Consider the following 19,614-nt stretch of genomic DNA (forward strand, 5'->3'; position numbering starts at 1 on the left):
TTTGGAGGTGAAAGGAAACGCGTAAGGCCGCCCGGCGTTCGAGCAGCTACTATATTTACTTAACTGACAAAGCCGCCGCAGGGTTAGAATTTGCCCCCCAGCCGCCACCAAAAGTAGTTATTTCCGCTTGCGGGCAAAAAACTCCTGCATTAGCTCAGCGCTTTCCGCTGCCATGATTCCGGTAACCAACTCCGTGCGCCGGTGCAGAAGGTTACCGTGCCGCCGAAACCCATGTTTTTCCTCCGGCGCGCCGTATACTAAACGCCGCATCTGAGCCCAGGCGCTGGCGCCCGCGCACATCACGCAGGGCTCCACGGTAACGTACAAAGTGCAATCGGTGAGGTATTTGTTGCCCAAAAAGTTAGCCGCCGCCGTGAGGGCCAGCATTTCGGCGTGTGCGGTTACGTCGTTTAGCTTTTCGGTTTGGTTGTAGGCCCGCGCAATAATCTGCCGCTCCAGCACTACCACTGCCCCGATTGGAATCTCGTCTTCGGCCAAGGCGTAGCGCGCCTGCTTCAGCGCCTCACGCATGTAGCTCTCGTCGCTATAAAGGGAAAGTGTCATAAGCTAATTGATAGTTCTTATGCTAAACTGAAACAGGCGGTCATGCAGAGCGGAGCGAAGCATCTCGCGTGCTTCGTTGAGTTACCCTTGCAACATCAGCACGCGAGATGCTTCGCTTCGCTCTGCATGACCGCCTGTTTTATAGTTACGTTACTTCAACGCAATACTTTTCATCATGGCTTGCGCCGTGGGCTGCCACTGGGGCTGCTCCTCGGCCGGACAGTTGAAAGTAAATACCATCAACTGGTCGCCCTCAATGGCGTACTGCACCAATTGGTAGCGACGGATGGGCGCCAAATTGCCCCCTCGCCGCGTATCCGCCACCGACGATACGAATTCTAGCACCACAAAATCACGCTTGTTGATGGTGCGGATGTCTTCGGCCAGGAAATCCACTTTGGTGTAGGTGTTCTGAATGCTGGCTTTGTAAATCTTGAGTAGAATGCCGTAATCCTTGCTGGTGAAGGTGCTGGGTTTCTGAGCTACGCTGAAATCGACGCGGCCACTGGGGTTAGTAAATACGGCCAGGGGCTTGCGCGGGGCGGGATATTTGGCGGCTATGCCATCGTCGGGCAAGGCTGAGAAGCCATCGGGCACCCCGATGGTGAGGTTTTTAGTGATCTGGGTTTTCTTGAGTTTGGGTGCCACAAAAGCGACCAAAACCAGGAGGAGCAAGGTCCAGGGGGCAAATCGGAGCAGACGCAAAGAGCTTTTCATATTGGGGAGAATCAAACGAGAAAGTTGCAAATGAACGGTGTAGAGACACATACTTGTGTCTCGCCGTTGCGGACACTGTTTAGTTCTGTCATCCTGAGGAACGAAGGACCTTATAAAATGAGAACGACAGGCGTAACAAAGACATGTGTAGATGAAATAAGGTCCTTCGTTCCTCAGGATGACAGAACTAAACAACTCTGCTAACATCACCACAAATAAAAAACCTCCGCAGCCGAAACGACTACGGAGGTAAAAAAGCTAACTAAATAGGCGGATTTAGCGTCGCTTCTTTTTTGCTGGCCACCGGTACCGATGGATACTTAATGCGCACCTTTTTCCAGTACACGTAGTTGCCGGTTTTAGCCTCTACCAAATATGTGCCAGCCGGAATGCGACCCAGATCTACGGGCTGGCCCGTGTTGTTCTGGGGGTTGATGGCGGCGGTGTACACGGGGGTGTTTTTGTAGTTGGTCATCACCAGCGTGCCGGGCTTAGTGAATTGCTGGGTGAAGCTCAGAAAAATAGTATTCGTATTCGGATCTGGGTACACGTCGATGCCCGAAAGGGTTTCGACGCGCTTAATCGGGCCATCCAGCACAATGGGCTCGGCGCTGGTCTTGGACTTGACGCTGGTGCCGTTGACCTGCGTTTTGGTCTTGCCTTTAGTGGAAGTTTGGGCTTGGGCAGATGCTACGGTGAGGAAGGCCGCGGCGAGAAGAGCAGTATATTTCATAGGAAGAATAGACAAAAGGCCGGAAAACAAGAGTGTCTTCCGGCCCTTTGCACAATCCGGGCCAAACCCAAAAAGCCCCCCAGCTAGCTCCGCGGTAAGTTTTTTAGGTTGTCGTCTGGGTCGCGGTCAATTAATTCATTAAATGGGTCAATACCAGCCTTTACGGGTTTCTCGGCCACAATAATTTCCAGCTTATTAGTGCCGGCTTTTAGGCGCGTTTTGCGCCGGTACAAAGGCTCGTCGCGCCACTTGCCGTTTACTTTGCGCTCGGTAAGCACCGCAATATCCACCCAGTCGTTCATGGGCGCGGGCCGCTCGTTACCCAGACTATCGGCGTAGAATTTCTTGCTGTTCAGGTTCAGCGTAACGCGGTATTTGCCCCCCGGCAGCTTTTTGTAAGACACCGAATCGACCCGGTTTTCATACAGCGTAATGCGCTCAAACATATCCGTGACCAGGTACTGCAAGGAGTCGGGCGTGACCTGGCGCAGGTGGCGCACCAAATCCGGCGAGGTAGTATAGGGCGGTTGCTGAAATTTCACCTCTTTAATATAGGCCGCCAACGCTTGGTTTACCTTGTCTTCCCCCACGTAATCCTGCAAGGCGTACATCGCCACTGAGCCCTTGCGGTAATGAATATATTGTTGATTTTCAACCTTATATAAGGGAAGTTCCTTGCTTTGCTCGGTGGCCCGGCCCGTGAGGTAGCGGTCCATTTCGTGCTTCAGGAACTTGCGCATCCGGGCCTCGCCGTAGAACTGCTTCATCACCATCAGGGCCGCGTACTGCGAAAGGGTTTCCGACATCAGCGTAGAGCCTTGCACGTTGGCCCCAATTACCTGGTGGGCCCACCACTGATGCGCCACCTCGTGGGCGGTCACGTAGTAGGGGTAATCCACGTCTTCAGGGTCGGCGGAGTCAATTCTGGCGACAAAACCGATGTTTTCAGAGAAAGGAATAGTGTTGGGAAAGCTTTGGGCGAAGGTCTGATAGCCCGGAAACTCGATAATGCGCACCTGCCGGTGCTGGTAGGGGCCGAAGTTCTTGGTGTAATATGTTAGCGCGTCCTGCACGCCGCGCACCATGCGGTCGAGATTGTACTCGTGGCCGGGCTGGTAATAAATGGCGATGTCCACGTCGTTCCATTTGGCCTTGCGCACGGCGTAGCGGGCCGATTGGAAGGAGTAGAAGTCGAGAATGGGCGCGTCCATCTCGTAGCGGAAATAGCGTCGGCCGTTTTCTTTCCATTCCTTTTTCAAATAGCCCGGCGCAATAGCTAGCTGGCCGGGCTCGGTGCTGACGGTGGCCGCGAAGCGCACCCAGTCCGAGTCGTGGCTGATATACGTGTTGCGCCGGGCGGCCGTATCGGTAAAGGAGGCCATGCGTGGCTTGGGGGGCAAATTGTAGTCCTTGCGCGTTTCCTCGTCGCTGATTTCGGCGTTGGAATTATAGCCAATGCTGGGCATGAACTGGAGGTTGTTGATAAAAGTGCCGTTGTATACCACGCCGGTACGGTTAGTCACGTTCTCAAAACCCGGCGCGGCGTAGTACAAATCGAAGCGCAACGGCAACGAATCGCCGGGCGCCAGAGGCTTAGGTAGGCGCTGCACGTAGAAACCCAAAAGTGAATCGGTGAGCACGGTGCGGGCCGGCGTAGCCCCAGCCACGCCGAGAGCCAGCAGGCGGATTTTGGCTTCGGCAGGCAGATTCAGATGGATGGAGTCGATGGGAAAGCTGGTCTTGTTGCGCAGCCAGTACTGGCCCCGCAGGCGCACTTCCTGCTTGCTCGGAAATAAGTCGGCTTGCACCTCCACGGCCGTGATACGCGGTTGGGGGCGACGGCCCAGGCGGCTGTATTTCTTCTCAAACTCAACCGTCAGCTTCTCCTGGGTTTTGGAGCCCTGGTAGCGGTTGAGTACATTGGTATTATAATAAATAAAGCCCCCCACAACCAGGAAAGTAAGCAGACCGGCACCCATCGCCAGGCGCGCGGGGCCAGTAAAGCGACTGGCTGCCAGCTTTTGGCGCACGCTGCCGCTGGTTTCGGTGCCGCGCACCCAGAGCAGATTGGCCCCTACGGCCAACACCAGCGCCAGCGCCGCCCAATACAGCTTAAACCATAAAAACGGCCCGATGAAGTGACCGAATTTATTCAGGGCCGAGTACTGCACGCCGGGATCGGAGCCATATATCGCCAGGTTGTGCTCCAATCCGATTTGGCTTGCGAAAAGCGTGAACATGTAGTAAAGCAGCATCACGAAGTGGCCCAGATACTTATGATTGACGAGCACGTGCACTGCTATTGCCAACACTACCAGCAACCAATAATCGATAAGCCGCAGTCCGAACAGGTATTGGAAGTACAGCCCTAACTCGAACTGGTAGTAGCCGGAGAATATCTGCGTCAGGAGGCCGCAAACCAGCACGACTACTTGCAGCACCACGGGCACCAGCAGCAGCGCGGCTAGCTTAGAAGCCAGAGGCACCCAGTTAGGCAGCGGCAGCGCGTCGTAAATCTGGTTGAGGTGAGCGTCCCGCTCCCGCCACACCAGCTCGCCGGCGTAGAAGGTGATAATTGCCAGCGAGAAGAGGCTAAATGACCCCGACAAAATGATGGCCACCTGAGCCGTTACGGGAAAGGTTCTGGTGTCGAAGATCTTACCGATCTGTAGGGCCGCGGCCAGCAAAAAGGCCAGACCTGCCACCACGATAGCAATGAAATAGGGGCTGCGGATAATGTCCAGAAACTCCAGCTTCGTCAGGCGCGCCCATTGCCGCAGATATTGACTAGTGCCAAATTGCTGGTGTACGCGGGGCAGTACCACGCTGGCTGTGGCGGGTACTACATCCAGGCCGGGCCGCTCAGCGCGGCGGCGCACAGGGCCTTCGGCGGCACTTTGGGCGAAGCGGAAACGCCAGAAGCAGAAGCCCAGCAGCGCCAGGCCCACCCCCAGCCACACCAGGCGGTTGCCGAGCAACAAGCCGGTCAGCGGTACGAGCTGGGTGTTTTTCTCGGCTGTCGTCCAGTATTTGGTGAGTTGGCGGGTGGCGCCGCTGCCCATCGGGTCGAGCAGGCTGCCAATGGTTTGGTTGTCGAGGTCGGAGAGCTGGCTCTGGGCTACAAAATACAGCACCAAAAACACGATGCTGCCCACATAGGTTGCCAGAGCCTTGCGCGTGAGCGTGCCTAAGGCAAAGAAAATGCCCCCCATCAGCACTACGTTGGGCAGCACCAGCGTGAGGTAAGGATTCACGTAGCTCATTAGTCGCTGCGGCCCAATGCGGTCAGCCGGCATGCCCGGTATCAGCGTTCCAATAAATAAGCCCACCGCAATGCCGCTGAGCACCAGCATTGTAATAACGAGCGTGCCGGCGAAGCGCCCGCCCAGATACCCCAACCGCGAGATGGGTGTAGTAAAGAGCAGCGGGTGCATGCGGGTTTCAAAGTCGCGCAAGATAGCCGGCCCGAACATAGCCGAAATCAGCAGCACGCCCGGCACCAGGGTAAGTACAGTGGTATAGCCATTCAGGGAGAATGGCGAATTCACAAACACCTTACTGCCCACACTCACCGATAAGTCCTTAAAAAAGCCCCCCGACGTGAGCATCAGGAGAAAAGCCAGCAGCAGCAGGATGCCGAAATAGATATACGTAGCTGGTCGCCGCAGTCGGTACCACAGCTCAAAGCGGAATATTTGGAGGAACATGGGAGAGGATGTTTTGAAGTCTTATGGATGGAGTGATAGTGACCTCACCCCCTAGCCCCCTATCCCCGGGGAGAGGGGGCTAGGGGGTGAGGTCACTAAGCCACTACTGTCACACCCCGTTCAGCCTCCGCAATGCGGGCGAAATACACATCCTCCAGCGAAGGCGTTACCGGCTCATAATCCGGCCCCGGCGACCCGTCGCTGACCACGTGCACAATGGTTTGACCGGCATACAGGCGGGAGGAAATTACCTGCTGCTCCTGCTGCAACGCCGGTAGCTGTTCTTTGGCAATGGCGCGGCGCCACACCTGGCCCTGCAACTCGTTCATCACCACCAGCGGGTCGCCGGTGAGCAGCACCTGGCCTTTATTGATGATGGCCATATTGCGGCACAAGTCACTTACATCCGACACGATGTGGGTGCTCAGGATGACGATAATGTTTTCTCCGATTTCCGACAGCAGGTTATGAAAGCGGTTGCGCTCGGCGGGGTCGAGGCCGGCTGTGGGCTCATCTACGATGATCAGGCGCGGGTTGCCCAGCAAGGCTTGCGCAATGCCGAAGCGCTGCTTCATACCGCCCGAATAGCCTCCCAGATTCTTGCGGCGCACGTCATACAAGTTGGTTTTGTGCAGCAGGGCCGCCACGGTGGCTTTGCGTTCCTTGCTGTCTGACAAGCCTTTGAGCACCGCGAAATGATCGAGCAAATCCTCGGCGGCTACTTTGGGGTACACCCCGAACTCCTGGGGCAAATAGCCCAGAATCCGGCGCACGCTGTCTTTTTCGCGCAGTACGTCCAGCTCGTCGAGGTGAATGCTGCCGCTGTCGGCTTCCTGCAGAGTGGCAATCGTGCGCATCAGGCTGGATTTGCCCGCACCATTGGGCCCTAGCAGGCCAAACATACCTGTGGGGATGGTGAGGTTCACGTCGCGCAGGGCCTGCACACCGTTTGAGTAGGTTTTCGACAGATTTTTAATGACGAGGGCCATGCGTAAGGGAAGAGAGTAAAGGGAGGAAGAATGGTAAACTCTAAAAGGTGGTCATGCTTGATCTGGCGTCCGCTTGTTGAAGCATCTCTATTGGGTAATAATCAAAGCATTGCAACGAAGCGGGAGAGATGCTTCGACAGGCTCAGCATGACGTTCTGGTGGAAAAGGCGGAAAGAATCAGCTGAAAGATAGAGCATAGGCTATAATAGTTGCCCTTATCGACAAGAATCTTTTCCAGCAGCTCAAGCCATAAATCGCAGCCTTGATGTGGGTATTACAGCGCCGAAAAAATAAAGTAGCCAACCCCGGCGCATTTTCGGGCCCGCCATATCTTCCTACCTTCGCTCTCAAAGTCCCGATTACCTCTTACCGACTATTCAAGCACATGCTCCGTACCCATACCTGCGGCGAACTTCGCCTCGACCACGCTGGCCAATCTGTTACTCTTTGCGGCTGGGTGCAGCGCACCCGCGACAAAGGCGGCATTCTCTGGGTTGACCTGCGCGACCGTTATGGCCTCACTCAACTGGCTCTGGAAGAAGGCGTTGAAACGGCCGAAGTCCGGGAGCAGGCCCGCCAGCTGGGTCGTGAGTTTGTGCTCTGCGTGACGGGCAAAGTAGCCGAGCGCCACTCCAGAAACGATAAGATGCCCACCGGCAACATCGAGATTCGGGTGGAGAAGCTGGATGTGCTGAACCCGGCCAAATTGCCCCCTTCCTCATCGAAGACGACACCGACGGCGGCGACGACCTGCGCATGAAGTACCGCTACCTCGATTTGCGTCGCTCGCCCATACGCCGCAACCTGGAGCTGCGCCACCGCGTGGCCCAGGCGACGCGCCGCTTCCTGGATGGGCAACAGTTTATTGAAGTAGAAACGCCAGTCCTCATTAAAAGCACGCCCGAAGGTGCCCGCGACTTTGTGGTGCCTTCGCGCATGAATCCGGGCGAGTTTTATGCCTTGCCCCAGTCGCCCCAGACGTTTAAGCAGCTGCTGATGGTGTCGGGCTTCGACCGCTATTTCCAGATCGTGAAGTGCTTCCGCGACGAAGATTTGCGCGCCGACCGCCAGCCTGAGTTCACCCAGATTGACTGCGAAATGTCATTTGTGGAGCAGGAAGACATTCTGCGCACCTTCGAGGGGCTGGTGCAGTATCTGTTTAAGGAAGTAAAGGGCCTGGAAATCGGGGAGCTGCCGCGCATGACTTACGCCGACGCCATGCGCTTCTACGGCAACGACAAGCCTGACACGCGCTTTGAAATGAAGTTCGTGGAGATGAAGAATGCCGAAAAAACGCCCCCCACGGCTGCTCAAACGCAGGATATCGTGTCGGGGCAAGGCTTTCCGGTATTCGAGAATGCTGAGTTGGTCGTTGGCATCAACGCCATCAACTGCGCCGTGTACACGCGCAAGCAGCTCGACGAGTTGACCGAGTTTGTCAAACGTCCGCAGATTGGCGCTACTGGTCTCATCTACGCCCGCGTGGAATCTGATGGCAGCGTGAAATCCTCGGTTGATAAATTCTATTCGCAGGAAGTTTTACAGCAGTGGAAAGCGTCGTTCAACGCGGCTCCCGGCGACTTGCTGCTCCTGCTGGCTGGCGAGGCCAGCCGCACCCGCAAGGCGCTGTCGGAACTGCGTCTGGAAATTGGCCAGCGCATGGGCCTGCGGGATAAGGATACGTTCTCCCCGCTTTGGGTGGTGGATTTCCCTTTGCTCGAATTCAACGAGGAGGAAAACCGCTACTTCGCCATGCACCACCCCTTCACCTCCCCCAAGCCCGAGGATATTGCCCTGCTCGACAACCCGGAAACTATCGGTCAGGTGCGCGCCAATGCCTATGACATGGTAATTAACGGCGTGGAAGTGGGAGGAGGATCCATCCGGATTCACGACCGCACGGTGCAGGCACGCATGTTCTCGCTGCTCGGCTTCTCCGATGAGGAAGCGCAGGCCCAGTTTGGCTTCCTGCTCGATGCCTTCGAGTACGGCGCGCCGCCCCACGGCGGCATCGCCTTCGGCTTCGACCGCCTCTGCAGCCTCTTCGGTGGCGCCGACTCCATCCGCGACTTCATCGCCTTCCCGAAAAACAACTCCGGCCGCGACGTGATGATCGACTCGCCTTCGCCGATTTCTGGGGGGCAATTAAAGGAGCTGAGTATTGCTACGGCGGTAGTGGGGAAGTAACAAGTGTAGCCGAAGGAGTACCCTCACGTTTTTTACAACGTGAAATGGGCGGGTTACTTTTGCCTTTTGTTCGGTATAGCAATCGTTCTGCTTGCCGTGTATGGGGTAGCGGTTAGGCCAGTAAATGGATTAGCTACATTCTGGGTTTTATGTGTTGGTTGTGTTTTTATATGGCTTGGCAAAAAGTCCGCAATGGAAACACAACCAGCCTTGCAACTTAGCCCTGCCGGACTTTGGACTCCGAAACTTGGGTTTGTAGCATGGAAACAAATTCAGGTGAGAATTGAGTCGGTTTCAAGTGGTAGAACTGGGCTTATGAAATATCTGATGATTGCTCATCATCAGACACGCAAACATTTAGATGCAGTATGCATTACCGCACTATCAGGCTCAACTCATGACTTGGAACATTTGATACGCCAGTATCAACAAGGTAGAATAGTTAGGTAATTGCCTAAAGCACCTTACGAAATAGGTGCTGCTTTCTTTTTTGCGATAAGGCACTTAAAAGACAAAATTTGCCCCCAGCGCCCAAAAACGCTATCTTCAGCAGTATCGCTCGCTAACCACACCTGTCTGCCCGCCATGCACTTTCGCCTCGACCGCACGGCCTTTCACGCCGGTACGCACGAACAAAACGCGCAATACCACGCTGCCCAGCAACCCGCTACGCCCACCGAGCGGCTACGGGTAGCAGCGTACTTAATTAGTGTGGCCTTTAGATACGACATTAACAACCCTCCTCGGTTAGACCGTACGGCATTCTCTTGCCGGCAACATACGCACAACCGTGAGTAACCTCTTTCATATTGATTTTCAGGATTTTTTGAGGGCTTTACAGCTAGCCCAGGTAAAGTACGTGCTGGTCGGCGGCTATTCCGTGATTCTGCACGGCTACAGCCGCACCACCGGCGACTTGGATATTTGGGTGGAGAAATCGGCGGAAAATTATGAGCGATTAGCGCAGGCATTTCAACGGTTTGGCATGCCTGTGTTCGATATGACTCCGCACAATTTTTTGCATAATCCGACGCTGGACGTTTTTACCTTCGGTCGTCCGCCAGTAGCTATTGATATTATCACGCGACTGAAAGGCTTGAATTTCACCGAAGCACACACGCAAGCAGCAGATACTGAAGTAGATGGAATAACTGTGCGCCTGATCCAGTATAAACACCTGCTTCAAGCGAAGCGAGCTGCCGGACGCCCCCGCGACCAAAATGACATTGAAAACCTAAGCAGAAGGGAAAGCCTATAGCGTAGCACATCTAGAAGTGGTTCAGAAGATAAGATTTGCCCCCCAGCGCCCAAAAACGCTATCTTCGGCACTACCAGCCGCTAGCCACACCTATCTCATGCAGATTCTGCGCAAAACTCCGCTCGACCAGATCTTTGTCCTCGACATTGAAACGGTGCCGTGCGTGGGCTGCCACGACGAGTTGAACGACATGCTGCGCCTGCTCTGGGAGCACAAGTGCCACGCCCTGCGGCGCGACAAAGGTTGGCGCACCGGCCCCGAGGAAGTGGAATCTATGCCCTCGCACCTGGAGGCTGCCAGCTTATTCGCTCAGGCGGGTATTTATGCTGAGTTTGGCCGGGTGGTATGCATTTCGGTGGGTTGTTTCAACTTCGATAGGCAGGAAGAAACCTGGCGCTTCCGCGTGAAGTCCTTCGCAGATGAAGACGAGAAGCTGATGCTGCGCGAGTTCTCGGCGCTGCTGGCCCGCAAGCCGCAGTACTTGCTTTGTGCCCACAATGGGAAAGAGTTCGACTTTCCTTACTTAGGCCGGCGGCTGCTCATCAACGGCCTGCCGCTACCGCCGCAGCTGGATATTGCCGGCAAAAAGCCCTGGGAGGTAGCCCACTTCGACACCATGGAGCTGTGGAAATTTGGCGACCGAAAATCCTACACGTCGTTGCCGCTGCTGGCGGCTATGTTCGGCATTCCCACGCCCAAAGACGACATCAACGGCGGCGACGTGGCCCGCGTGTACTACGATGAGAAGGATTTGCCGCGTATTATCAAGTATTGCCAGAAGGATATTATCACCACGGCGCGCGTGCTACAGAAGTTTCGGGGCGACGAGCCTTTTCACGATGAAGCCGTGGTGTACGCCGATGAAGCTAGCACGGTGATGCGGCGCTCCTAAAAGAGGCATCTGTAGCCCGTAGGTAGATGAAGTCGTATAAGACTCTTATAAGGCTAAATCCGGACCGGGGCAACCTCACTACAGGTGCTTCTCATACGTTGGCTGCTTCCTGTATACACTGTTGAGTTCCAGTATTTTGCTTCACAAAATATGATATTTATTCAATAAAAATTATTAATATCATGTTCTTTCGACGCATATTCATTCATCTACTGCTATGATTTACAATTTACTGGAAGCTGTAAAAAACCACTTCTCTTCAGAAGTTATTCGGCAAACCGGAGTAGCGGCAGTCGGAGAGAGCGAAGCTGGTATTGAGGGAGCTCTTAGCCGAGTTGTTTCTTTGGTAATAAACAGTTTAGCCACTCTGGCTGAGCAAGCTGGTGGTGCCGAAGTGTTATGGGGCATGGCTCGCGAAGCGCATGAGCAGGGCGTGCTGCGGCCAACCACCGGCCGACTAATCGGTGGCGGTGGTTGGCAAAGCCGGGGCGCTGAACTAATGAAGTCACTCCTTAGCGATAGGTATAATGGTACCATTGAGACGGTTGCAAATGGTGCGGGGAGCCATAATACGACCGTGGTCAACCTGCTAGGCTTGGCCACACCTATTACACTGGGCCTATTGGGCCAGCAGGCCGCCGAAAGAGAGCTGGATGCCAACAGCTTGAGTCATTGGCTACAGGAACAGCGCCGCATGATGGGTACGATTCAGCCCGAAATGACCCAGTCTTTTGCCTCTCAGCCTCGCTCAGAAGCCCAAGTTCAGCCGCAGACTATTCCCCGGCCGAGTCCGATGAGTTTCGAGCCGCGCATGAATGGGCAGGGATACAGCCCCGATATGGTTGGGCTACAAAACCGACGCACAACAGCCGTCGGCGATTACTATCATCCGGAAGAGGCGCCGGCCAAAACCTCCATCTGGTCCTCTAGCTGGCTGGGCTTGGGCATACTGCTTATAGCTATTGCCGCTGCTCTGGGCTACTTCTTGGGCCAAGACCGGATAGATGCAGGCTTGAATAGTTTGTCTGGGAACTCCGAATCGAATACTGAATCGACTTCAGCTACTAACGTGGTAGCTGCTGGCCCGGCCGGCGCTGGCCAAGGACGCTATGATGAGGCTACCGGCAACTACATTTACGACACCGGACTTCCCACTCTTATTAAGCTGAACGATGGCACCCGGCAAATGGTGGGCGCCAACTCGACGGAAAACCGGTTGTATCAGTTTCTGGCCAATGATGCCGCTCAGGTAGATTCGGTGAACCGAACGAAAGGCTGGATTAGCTTCGATCGGATTTATTTCGCTCCTTCCAGCGCCGTGCTCACCCCTGAGTCGCAGCAACAGCTTCGGAATGTCGCGGCTATTTTGAAAAACTTTCCACGTACTAAAGTCCGCATCGGTGGCTACACCGACAATAGCGGCAGCTTCGCCAGCAACATGAAGATGAGTGAGGACCGGGCCAATGCGGCTATGGCAGTTCTCGCCGATTTGGGCGTTGATGCTACCCGCATCACGACCAAAGGCTATGGCCCGAAAATCCCGATTGCCAGCAACGACACTGAGGACGGCCGCGCCCTCAACCGCCGCATTAGTCTGCGCGTTACCCGCAAGTAGATATTAGTGCCCCATTTTCATAAAAAAGCCTGCCTTATATACGAGGGGGCTTTTTTATGAAGATAGGGCACTAAAATGCCCCCAGAAGTTATCAAATCAGCCGACCTGGTTTGCGACTAAGCTATGCGGTAATGGAAGTATATTATTGGAAAAATGGAATGGCAGGCATGGGAATCAACTGGGGCGAGGTTTTGGCAAATGTTAGCGTATATGCGCTGCTCATTGGGGCCGCCTCGTGGGTGGCGAAGGCGCTGGGCGAGCAGTTTCTGAAAATGCGGTTTCGGGCGTATGAGAAGGAGTTGGAAAGCAAGTCGATTGAATTCAAGGCGCAGCTTGATCGGAGCCTGGAGCAGTTTAGGGCCGAGCTACAGCTAGCCAATACCAAGGATTCGCGGCTCCACGAAAAGCGCATGCTCGTGCTGGAAAGCCTGTACCAAAAAATAGTAAGCCTGAACGCGGCTCTGAAAGAGATGACGGCCACGCTAAAATTCATTCATGCGGATGCCGATCTGGAAGAAGAAGAGCGGATTAAAACCGCCAGTCAGGCATACGAGGCTTTTCTAACTTATTACACCGCAAACAAGATCTTCTTTTCTCTGGAGTCTTGCGCCCAACTGGATGCGCTGCGCAATAGCTACTTCGATAGTATGCACAAATACAGCGCGTCAGGATTTGGTGGGGAAAATGACTATTTCCGTCCTGATTTTGCGAAGGCACAGCTAGCTTCTGAAATAGTGCGAAAATCAATTCCGGTAGTTATGCGCAATATTGAAAATGATTTTCGACAATTATTAGGAGTTAAATAGGGCAGCCGCTTGCCTAAAGATAAATACAAGAAGTAATAGCGAATAAATCGTCTGTCATGCTGAGCAGCGCGAAGCATCTCGCTTGCTGATGTGGAATTAGTAACCCAGTTAAACACGCCAGATTCTTCACTGCGTTCTGCATGACCGGCTAATTTGAATCTATAACAAGAAAAGAGCGGCTTATTAAGCCGCTCTTTTCTTGTTATAGATTCAAATAGTATTCTCCTATAAAATTCCGCTTACTAAGCCAGGCAATATGCCAAGTACCACAGTAAGCAAAGCAAGGACAATCAGAACGGCCGACTGAAAGCTGCTTACAACGATAGGAGCCGCCGCTTCATCATCGGCAGGCTTCATGTACATGGCAATAATGGGCCGCAAGTAATAATAAATACCGACCATGGACATGATGACGGCGAAAACAACCAGGCCAATATAGCCTTTATCTACCGCCGCGCCGAAGAGGAAGAACTTGCCAAAAAAGCCCCCCGTAAGCGGAATACCGGCCAGGGAGAGCATAGCAATTGTCATCACGAAAGCCAGCAGCGGATTGGTGCGGGCCAGGCCGTTGAGGCCGTCGTAGTCCTCGCGCTGGCGCTGATCGTGCACGAGCTTGAGCACCCCGAAGGCGGCAATAGTGGCAATGGAATACGCCAGCGAGTAAAAGAAAATACCGTTGGCCGACAAGCCACTAAGCTGTCCATTGAACGCGACCAGACCGATAAGCAAATAGCCTGCGTGCGATATACTGGAGTAAGCCAGCATCCGCTTTACGCTCTGCTGGGCAACGGCACCCACATTGCCGATTAGCAAAGTGAGGGCGCACATAGCCACGATAGTCGGAATCCAGAAGCCTTGGGCGGCGGGGAAGGCCTGCACCAGCAACTTCAGAAAGGCGGCAAAACCAGCAGTTTTCACCACCGTACTCATGAAGGCGGCGAAGAACGTGGGCGTGCCTTCGTACACATCGGGCGTCCAGTAATGGAAGGGCGCCGCCGACACTTTAAAGCCAATACCAATGAGCATCAGCAGAATGCCGATATAAAGCATGGGCCGCAGCGAGTCGTTGGCGGGATTGGTAACCGCCGTGCCGATGTCGCTGAGCTGGAAAGCACCGGTGGCACCATACACTAAGGCAATACCAAAGAGCAGAATGCCGGTGGCAAACGAGCCCATCAAAAAGTACTTCAGCGCTGCTTCATTGGAGCGTACGTTGCGCTTGTCGGAGCCAGCTACCACATACATGGATATGCTCAGAATTTCGATGCCCACGAACAGCATGAGCATGTTGTCGTAACTAACCATCATAATGGCCCCCACGAGCGAGAACAGCAGCAATGAGTAATATTCAGCGAGGTTAGCCTCGTTGTCGTGCACGTACTTTTGGGAGAAAGGGAGCAGCAACAGCGTGGTGAGCACCACAATGCCCGTGAAAGCGACCGAGAAACGGTCGATGGTAAGCATGTTGTTGAAATACGACTGAGATGGCGCATTCCAATCGAATAGGTTGGCTCCGAAAACAATCAGCAGAATAACCATGGCCGCGGGCAGCAGCATGCGGTTGGAGCGCAGAAAGCCTAAGAAGAGGTTGGCGATGCCAAGAACGGAGAGTAATATAATAGAGGCCATTGGCAGAAGGTTGCCCCAAGCTCCAGCTTGGGGAATCGTTGAACGAAGTCGTTGTTTGTAGCGCGAACTTTCAGTTCGCGTATCGTTGCAGTTATTGAACAAGCCGTTGCAAAAGACCCTCAACCGGTCGTTTAACGATGCGCGAACTGAAAGTTCGCGCTACATTCTACCGCTGCATTAAGCTCAGAATCCGAACTACGCTCGGCTCCGACATTTGCAGGAACGTATTGGGAAACAAGCCAATCCAGAAGATCATAACAATCAGGGGCACCAGAACGGCCAGCTCGGCGCCGTTCAGGTCGCGGAAGGCAGCGGTAAACGAGGTAGACGGACCCAGCATCACGCGCTGGAACATGCGCAGCAAATAAACGGCCCCCAGAATGATGGTAACGCCCGCTACGGCGCCCAGCCAGTTGTTGTACTGAAACACACCCGCCAGCAGCAGAAACTCACCCACGAACCCACTGGTCAGGGGCAGGGCTACCGTGGCGAGCAGCACTACCAGGAAGCTCACGGAGAGCAGCGGCGTAGTTTGGGTCAGGCCACCCAGTTCCGGAATCAGGCGGGTGTTGGTGCGGCGCTGGATGATGTCGGCAATGAAGAACATGCCGACTACGTTCACGCCGTGGGCCAGCATCTGCACGACGGCGCCCTGCAAACCCATTTGCGTGAGCGAGAACACGCCCGCCGCCATCAGCCCGACGTGGGAGAGGGAGGAGTAGGCAATCAGGCGCTTCATATCGCGCTGCCGAATGGCGATGATGGCGCCGTAGATAATGCCGATAACGGCTAGAATCATCACCAGCCAGCCCCACTGGCTAACTCCCAGCGGGGTAATGGGCAAGAGCCAGCGCAAACAGCCGTAGATGCCCATCTTCAACATAATACCCGACAACAGCATGGTAGCCGGAGCCGGGGCTTCGGTATAGGTGTCAGGCTGCCAGGTGTGGAAGGGGAAGATGGGCATCTTCACCGCGAAGGCAATGAAAATCAACCAGAAAAGCCACGATTGCTCGGCCGCGGTCAGGCTCAGGTTGTAGAAAGCCTGGAGGTCGGAGGTATGGGGGGCCAGGCCATTGGCGGCGGGGCCGGTTTGATAATAGAGGTACACGAAGCCGGCCAGCATAAACAGCGAGCCGATGATGGTGTACAGAAAAAACTTGAACGTGACGGCCACGCGCCGCTCCCCGCCCCAAATGCCCGCCAGAAAGTAAATCGGAATGAGCGCCACTTCCCAGAAGAAGTAGAACAGAAACGCATCCATGGAGGTAAACACCCCAATCAGGCCGGTTTCCATAAACAGCACCAGCGCGTAGAAAGCCGACTCGTTTTTATAGTCGTGGCGGAAGGAAGCCAGCAGAATCAGCGGCACCAAGAAGGTGGTGAGCAGCACGAGCAGCAAGCTCAGCCCATCCATCCCGACGTGAAAACTGATGCCCGCCGAGGCAATCCAGGGCAGGTTCACCTCCAGCTGTCCGGCGTTGCTGCCGTTGAACGTAACCGCCGCATACACCGCGACCAGAAACTCCAGCAGCGCCGCCCCAAGGGCGAATACACGCCCGGCTTTGCCTTTGACAAAGTGCAGCAGCAGCGCGGCGGCAAGAGGGAAGAAAAGGAGAAGAGCTGTAAGCATTATTTACTGTGTGGTGCGTGTCGAGAATTATTTAATTTTTTTTAGAAAATACCCTATAAATATCTATTTAATAAACTTCCTTTTCTGGTTTATTCTTGTGAATAAAAAAATACTGACTGCTATTAAAGTAGTAAATAAGATTGGTGTTGACACATAAAAAACCTGATTAAAATAAAAGCTGAAAATATTGGTGTCACCAATATCTCTCACTAAAAAAATGTGCAAAACCAAATTTTGGATGAGGACAAAAGCGAAAAACAGTTTTATATAGTTTAAAAAGAATTTTTGAGAATTATAATATTTGATGATAAACGCCAAGCAAATAATAAATGGAATAAAAGTGAGCACTGCAACAATAAAAAGAATTACTACAGTATCAGTTATAATTAAATCAAATAACAGCATACATAGTATTCGTCTAGAACTTGCCAAAGTTCAGCGCCAGAATAAGCACGATACCTACCACCATTAAAATCAAATACACGCCAATTGTACCCGTCTGTACGTAGCGTAATAATTGCCCTCCACCGAGAGTCAGGCGGCCCAGTCCATTTACCAGCGGGTCGATGATGCCTTGCTCCACGAAGCGGTACAGTCCGCGCGATAATCCCATGATGGGGCGCACGAAGAGGGCGTTGTACAACTCGTCGATGTAGTATTTGTGGTACACCAGACTCTCGGGAGCCGAGCGTTGCGCTTCGTCCGAAACTGGGCGTACGCCGCGCGTAACGTACTGCACGTAGGCGAAGATGATACCTAGGACACCGGCCGCCACGGAAGCGCCAATAAGCATGAGTTCGGTGCTATGGTCAATTTCGCCGGCGAAGGCGGCCGGGTTGAGCTGGCGGGAATAAGTAAAAATGGGAGCTAAGAAGTCAGCCAGGTAATGTTTGCCCCCCAGGAATATGGGTGCGCCCATAAAGCCCCCCACGGCCGCCAAAATAGCCAGGATAATCAGCGGCAGCGTCATGGAGGCTGGCGACTCGTGCAGGTGGTGCTTCTGCTCCTCGGTGCCCCGGAACTCGCCGAAGAACGTGAGGAAGAGCAGACGGAACATGTAGAAAGCCGTCAGGAAGGCGGTGAACAAGCCGACTGCCCACATGAGCTTGCTGTGCTCGTAGGTATGCGCCAGAATTTCATCTTTCGAGAAGAAGCCCGAGAGCGGCGGAATACCTGAAATAGCCAGGCAGCCAATAAAGAACGTGAGGAAGGTAATGGGCAAGGCTTTGCGCAGGCCGCCCATGCGACGAATGTCCTGCTCGTTGCTCATGGCGTGAATCACGGAGCCAGCGCCAAGGAACATGAGCGCCTTGAAGAAGGCGTGGGTCAGGACGTGAAACAGGGACGAGGTATAGCCCATTACGCCCAAAGCCAGGAACATATAGCCCAGCTGGGAAACCGTGGAGTACGCCAGCACCTTCTTGATATCGTTCTGCGCCAGCCCGATGGTAGCCGCGAACAGAGCCGTTGCCAGACCGATAATGCCCACTACTTCGAGCGTAGCCGGAGCCAAGGTGAAGAGCACGTTGGCCCGGAGCACCATATAAATACCCGCCGTTACCATGGTAGCCGCGTGGATCAGCGCTGATACGGGCGTGGGGCCGGCCATGGCGTCGGGGAGCCAAGTGTAGAGCGGCAGCTGGGCCGATTTGCCCATGGCACCCACGAAGAGGAGCAGCGTAATGGCTGTCAGGATGCTAACGGTGTAGGGGCCAAACTGGCTGAGCGCGGCCTTCTGAAACACCTCAGCGTACTGCACCGAGTCGAAGGTAAGGTAGATGAGAAAGATGCCGAGCAGGAAACCCAGGTCACCGATCCGGTTGATGATGAAGGCTTTCTTGGCGGCGTTGTTGTAGTCGTGGTTTTTGTTCCAGAAGCCGATGAGCAAATAGGAGCATAGACCGACGCCTTCCCAGCCAATGAACAGAATCACAAAATTGGCCCCCAGCACCAGCACCAGCATACTGAAAATAAACAGGTTGAGGAAGCTGAAGAACTTACCCACGTTCTCATCGTGGGCCATGTAGCCGATGCTATACACATGAATCAGGAAGCCTACGCCCGTCACCAGCAGCAGCATAATCAGGCTGAGCTGGTCGATCTGGTACTGGAAGGGAATGCGCATGGAGCCCACCGTAATCCAGTCGAAGAGCTGCACGGTGTACTGACGCTCGAAGGTGGTAAACAGGTAGATCGAAATCAGGAAGGAGCCCAACACCGTGGCGCTGCCGATCAGGCCCGCCACGGTGCTGGATAGGCGCTTGTTGAGCAAGCCATTGATCAGGAAGCCCAGGAAGGGCAACAGCGGAATCAGGACGTACAGCAGCGTAGGATGAGGGGCGCCGTAATTGGGTAAAACGAGTTCTTGCATATGCTGGTGGGGACCTCATCCCCTAGCCCCTTCTCCTCGGGGAGAAGGGGGACTAGTTTTTAGCTTTTCTAGCTGCTAGTTATTCTACAAGATTAAAGCTAGTCCCCCTTCTCCCCGAGGAGAAGGGGCTAGGGGATGAGGTTACCATTACCACTTCAAACGACTCAATAAATTGACGTCGGTATTCTGAAAATTGCGGTAGATCATCACGATAATGCCTAGCCCTACGGATACTTCGGCGGCGGCCACGGCCATAATGAAAAATACGAAAACCTGCCCATTTGGGTCGGCGCGATACGCGGAGAAAGCGGTTAGTAGCACGTTTACGGCATTGAGCATCAGCTCTACGCACATGAAGATAATAATGGCATTGCGCCGCGTGAGCACTCCTACTACGCCAATGGCAAACAGGGCCGTGGCAAAGAAGACGTAGTACTGAAGCGGGACGGTGCGAATGACTTCCGGGATGGTCTGTTCCATGCAGTTGGGCTAGCCGACAAAGCAAAAAGCCCC

Annotated in this window: 14 protein-coding genes and 1 pseudogene; 6 read left to right on the top strand and 9 right to left on the bottom strand. The window is 54.2% G+C overall.

Translation table 11 applies throughout. The annotated features are described in order from the left end of the window. Window positions 1-117 precede the first annotated feature (117 nt). The 5 genes from MKZ35_RS00765 to MKZ35_RS00785 all read right to left on the bottom strand — a co-directional run bounded on the left by MKZ35_RS00765 (window position 118) and on the right by MKZ35_RS00785 (window position 6,710). Window positions 118-564, bottom strand: a complete 447-nt coding sequence (locus tag MKZ35_RS00765) for a nucleoside deaminase (RefSeq protein WP_482511322.1) — start codon at window positions 562-564, stop codon at window positions 118-120. 150 nt (window positions 565-714) lie between these two features. After that, window positions 715-1,281: a hypothetical protein gene (locus tag MKZ35_RS00770; RefSeq protein ID WP_482511323.1), complete on the bottom strand. Its 567-nt coding sequence runs from the start codon at window positions 1,279-1,281 to the stop codon at window positions 715-717. 262 nt (window positions 1,282-1,543) lie between these two features. Next, window positions 1,544-2,014 carry a hypothetical protein gene (locus MKZ35_RS00775; RefSeq protein ID WP_482511324.1) on the bottom strand — a complete coding sequence of 157 codons (471 nt, stop codon included), beginning with the start codon at window positions 2,012-2,014 and terminating at the stop codon, window positions 1,544-1,546. An 83-nt stretch (window positions 2,015-2,097) separates the two neighbouring features. Next, window positions 2,098-5,721, bottom strand: coding sequence for an ABC transporter permease/M1 family aminopeptidase (locus tag MKZ35_RS00780; protein WP_482511325.1), 3,624 nt, complete (start codon window positions 5,719-5,721; stop codon window positions 2,098-2,100). 95 nt (window positions 5,722-5,816) lie between these two features. Beyond that, a complete protein-coding gene (locus MKZ35_RS00785) occupies window positions 5,817-6,710 on the bottom strand; it encodes an ABC transporter ATP-binding protein (protein WP_482511326.1) in 894 nt (297 codons plus the stop codon). Window positions 6,711-7,095: 385 nt separating this feature from the next. Between MKZ35_RS00785 and aspS the strand changes: the two are divergent. The 6 genes and pseudogenes from aspS (at window position 7,096) to MKZ35_RS00815 (ending at window position 13,468) form a co-directional block, all read left to right on the top strand. Continuing rightward, window positions 7,096-8,897: pseudogene (aspS, locus tag MKZ35_RS00790) on the top strand (aspartate--tRNA ligase). Between the two features lie 585 nt (window positions 8,898-9,482). Beyond that, window positions 9,483-9,695: a hypothetical protein gene (locus tag MKZ35_RS00795; protein ID WP_482511327.1), complete on the top strand. Its 213-nt coding sequence runs from the start codon at window positions 9,483-9,485 to the stop codon at window positions 9,693-9,695. After that, a complete protein-coding gene (locus MKZ35_RS00800) occupies window positions 9,688-10,155 on the top strand; it encodes a nucleotidyltransferase (RefSeq protein ID WP_482511328.1) in 468 nt (155 codons plus the stop codon). Before MKZ35_RS00795 ends, MKZ35_RS00800 begins: the two co-directional genes overlap by 8 nt. A gap of 97 nt (window positions 10,156-10,252) precedes the next feature. Further along, window positions 10,253-11,047, top strand: a complete 795-nt coding sequence (locus MKZ35_RS00805) for a 3'-5' exonuclease (RefSeq protein ID WP_482511329.1) — start codon at window positions 10,253-10,255, stop codon at window positions 11,045-11,047. 217 nt (window positions 11,048-11,264) lie between these two features. Further along, window positions 11,265-12,662 carry an OmpA family protein gene (locus tag MKZ35_RS00810; RefSeq protein WP_482511330.1) on the top strand — a complete coding sequence of 466 codons (1,398 nt, stop codon included), beginning with the start codon at window positions 11,265-11,267 and terminating at the stop codon, window positions 12,660-12,662. A 131-nt stretch (window positions 12,663-12,793) separates the two neighbouring features. Next, complete coding sequence (locus MKZ35_RS00815) at window positions 12,794-13,468, top strand: hypothetical protein (RefSeq protein ID WP_482511331.1); 675 nt, start codon at window positions 12,794-12,796, stop codon at window positions 13,466-13,468. Window positions 13,469-13,693: 225 nt separating this feature from the next. On the opposite strand, the gene MKZ35_RS00820 is transcribed toward MKZ35_RS00815, so the two are convergent. From MKZ35_RS00820 to nuoK, 4 genes are all read right to left on the bottom strand, one after another. Next, window positions 13,694-15,097 (bottom strand): NADH-quinone oxidoreductase subunit N, encoded by a 1,404-nt coding sequence (locus MKZ35_RS00820; RefSeq protein ID WP_482511332.1) that lies wholly within the window; start codon window positions 15,095-15,097, stop codon window positions 13,694-13,696. A 166-nt stretch (window positions 15,098-15,263) separates the two neighbouring features. Next, window positions 15,264-16,730, bottom strand: a complete 1,467-nt coding sequence (locus tag MKZ35_RS00825; protein ID WP_482511333.1) for a complex I subunit 4 family protein — start codon at window positions 16,728-16,730, stop codon at window positions 15,264-15,266. A 418-nt stretch (window positions 16,731-17,148) separates the two neighbouring features. Next, window positions 17,149-19,101, bottom strand: a complete 1,953-nt coding sequence (gene nuoL, locus MKZ35_RS00830; RefSeq protein ID WP_482511334.1) for an NADH-quinone oxidoreductase subunit L — start codon at window positions 19,099-19,101, stop codon at window positions 17,149-17,151. 147 nt (window positions 19,102-19,248) lie between these two features. Continuing rightward, window positions 19,249-19,581 carry an NADH-quinone oxidoreductase subunit NuoK gene (gene nuoK / locus MKZ35_RS00835; protein WP_482511335.1) on the bottom strand — a complete coding sequence of 111 codons (333 nt, stop codon included), beginning with the start codon at window positions 19,579-19,581 and terminating at the stop codon, window positions 19,249-19,251. Window positions 19,582-19,614: the final 33 nt, after the last annotated feature.

It is taken from the genome of Hymenobacter sp. R533113, assembly GCF_056835965.1.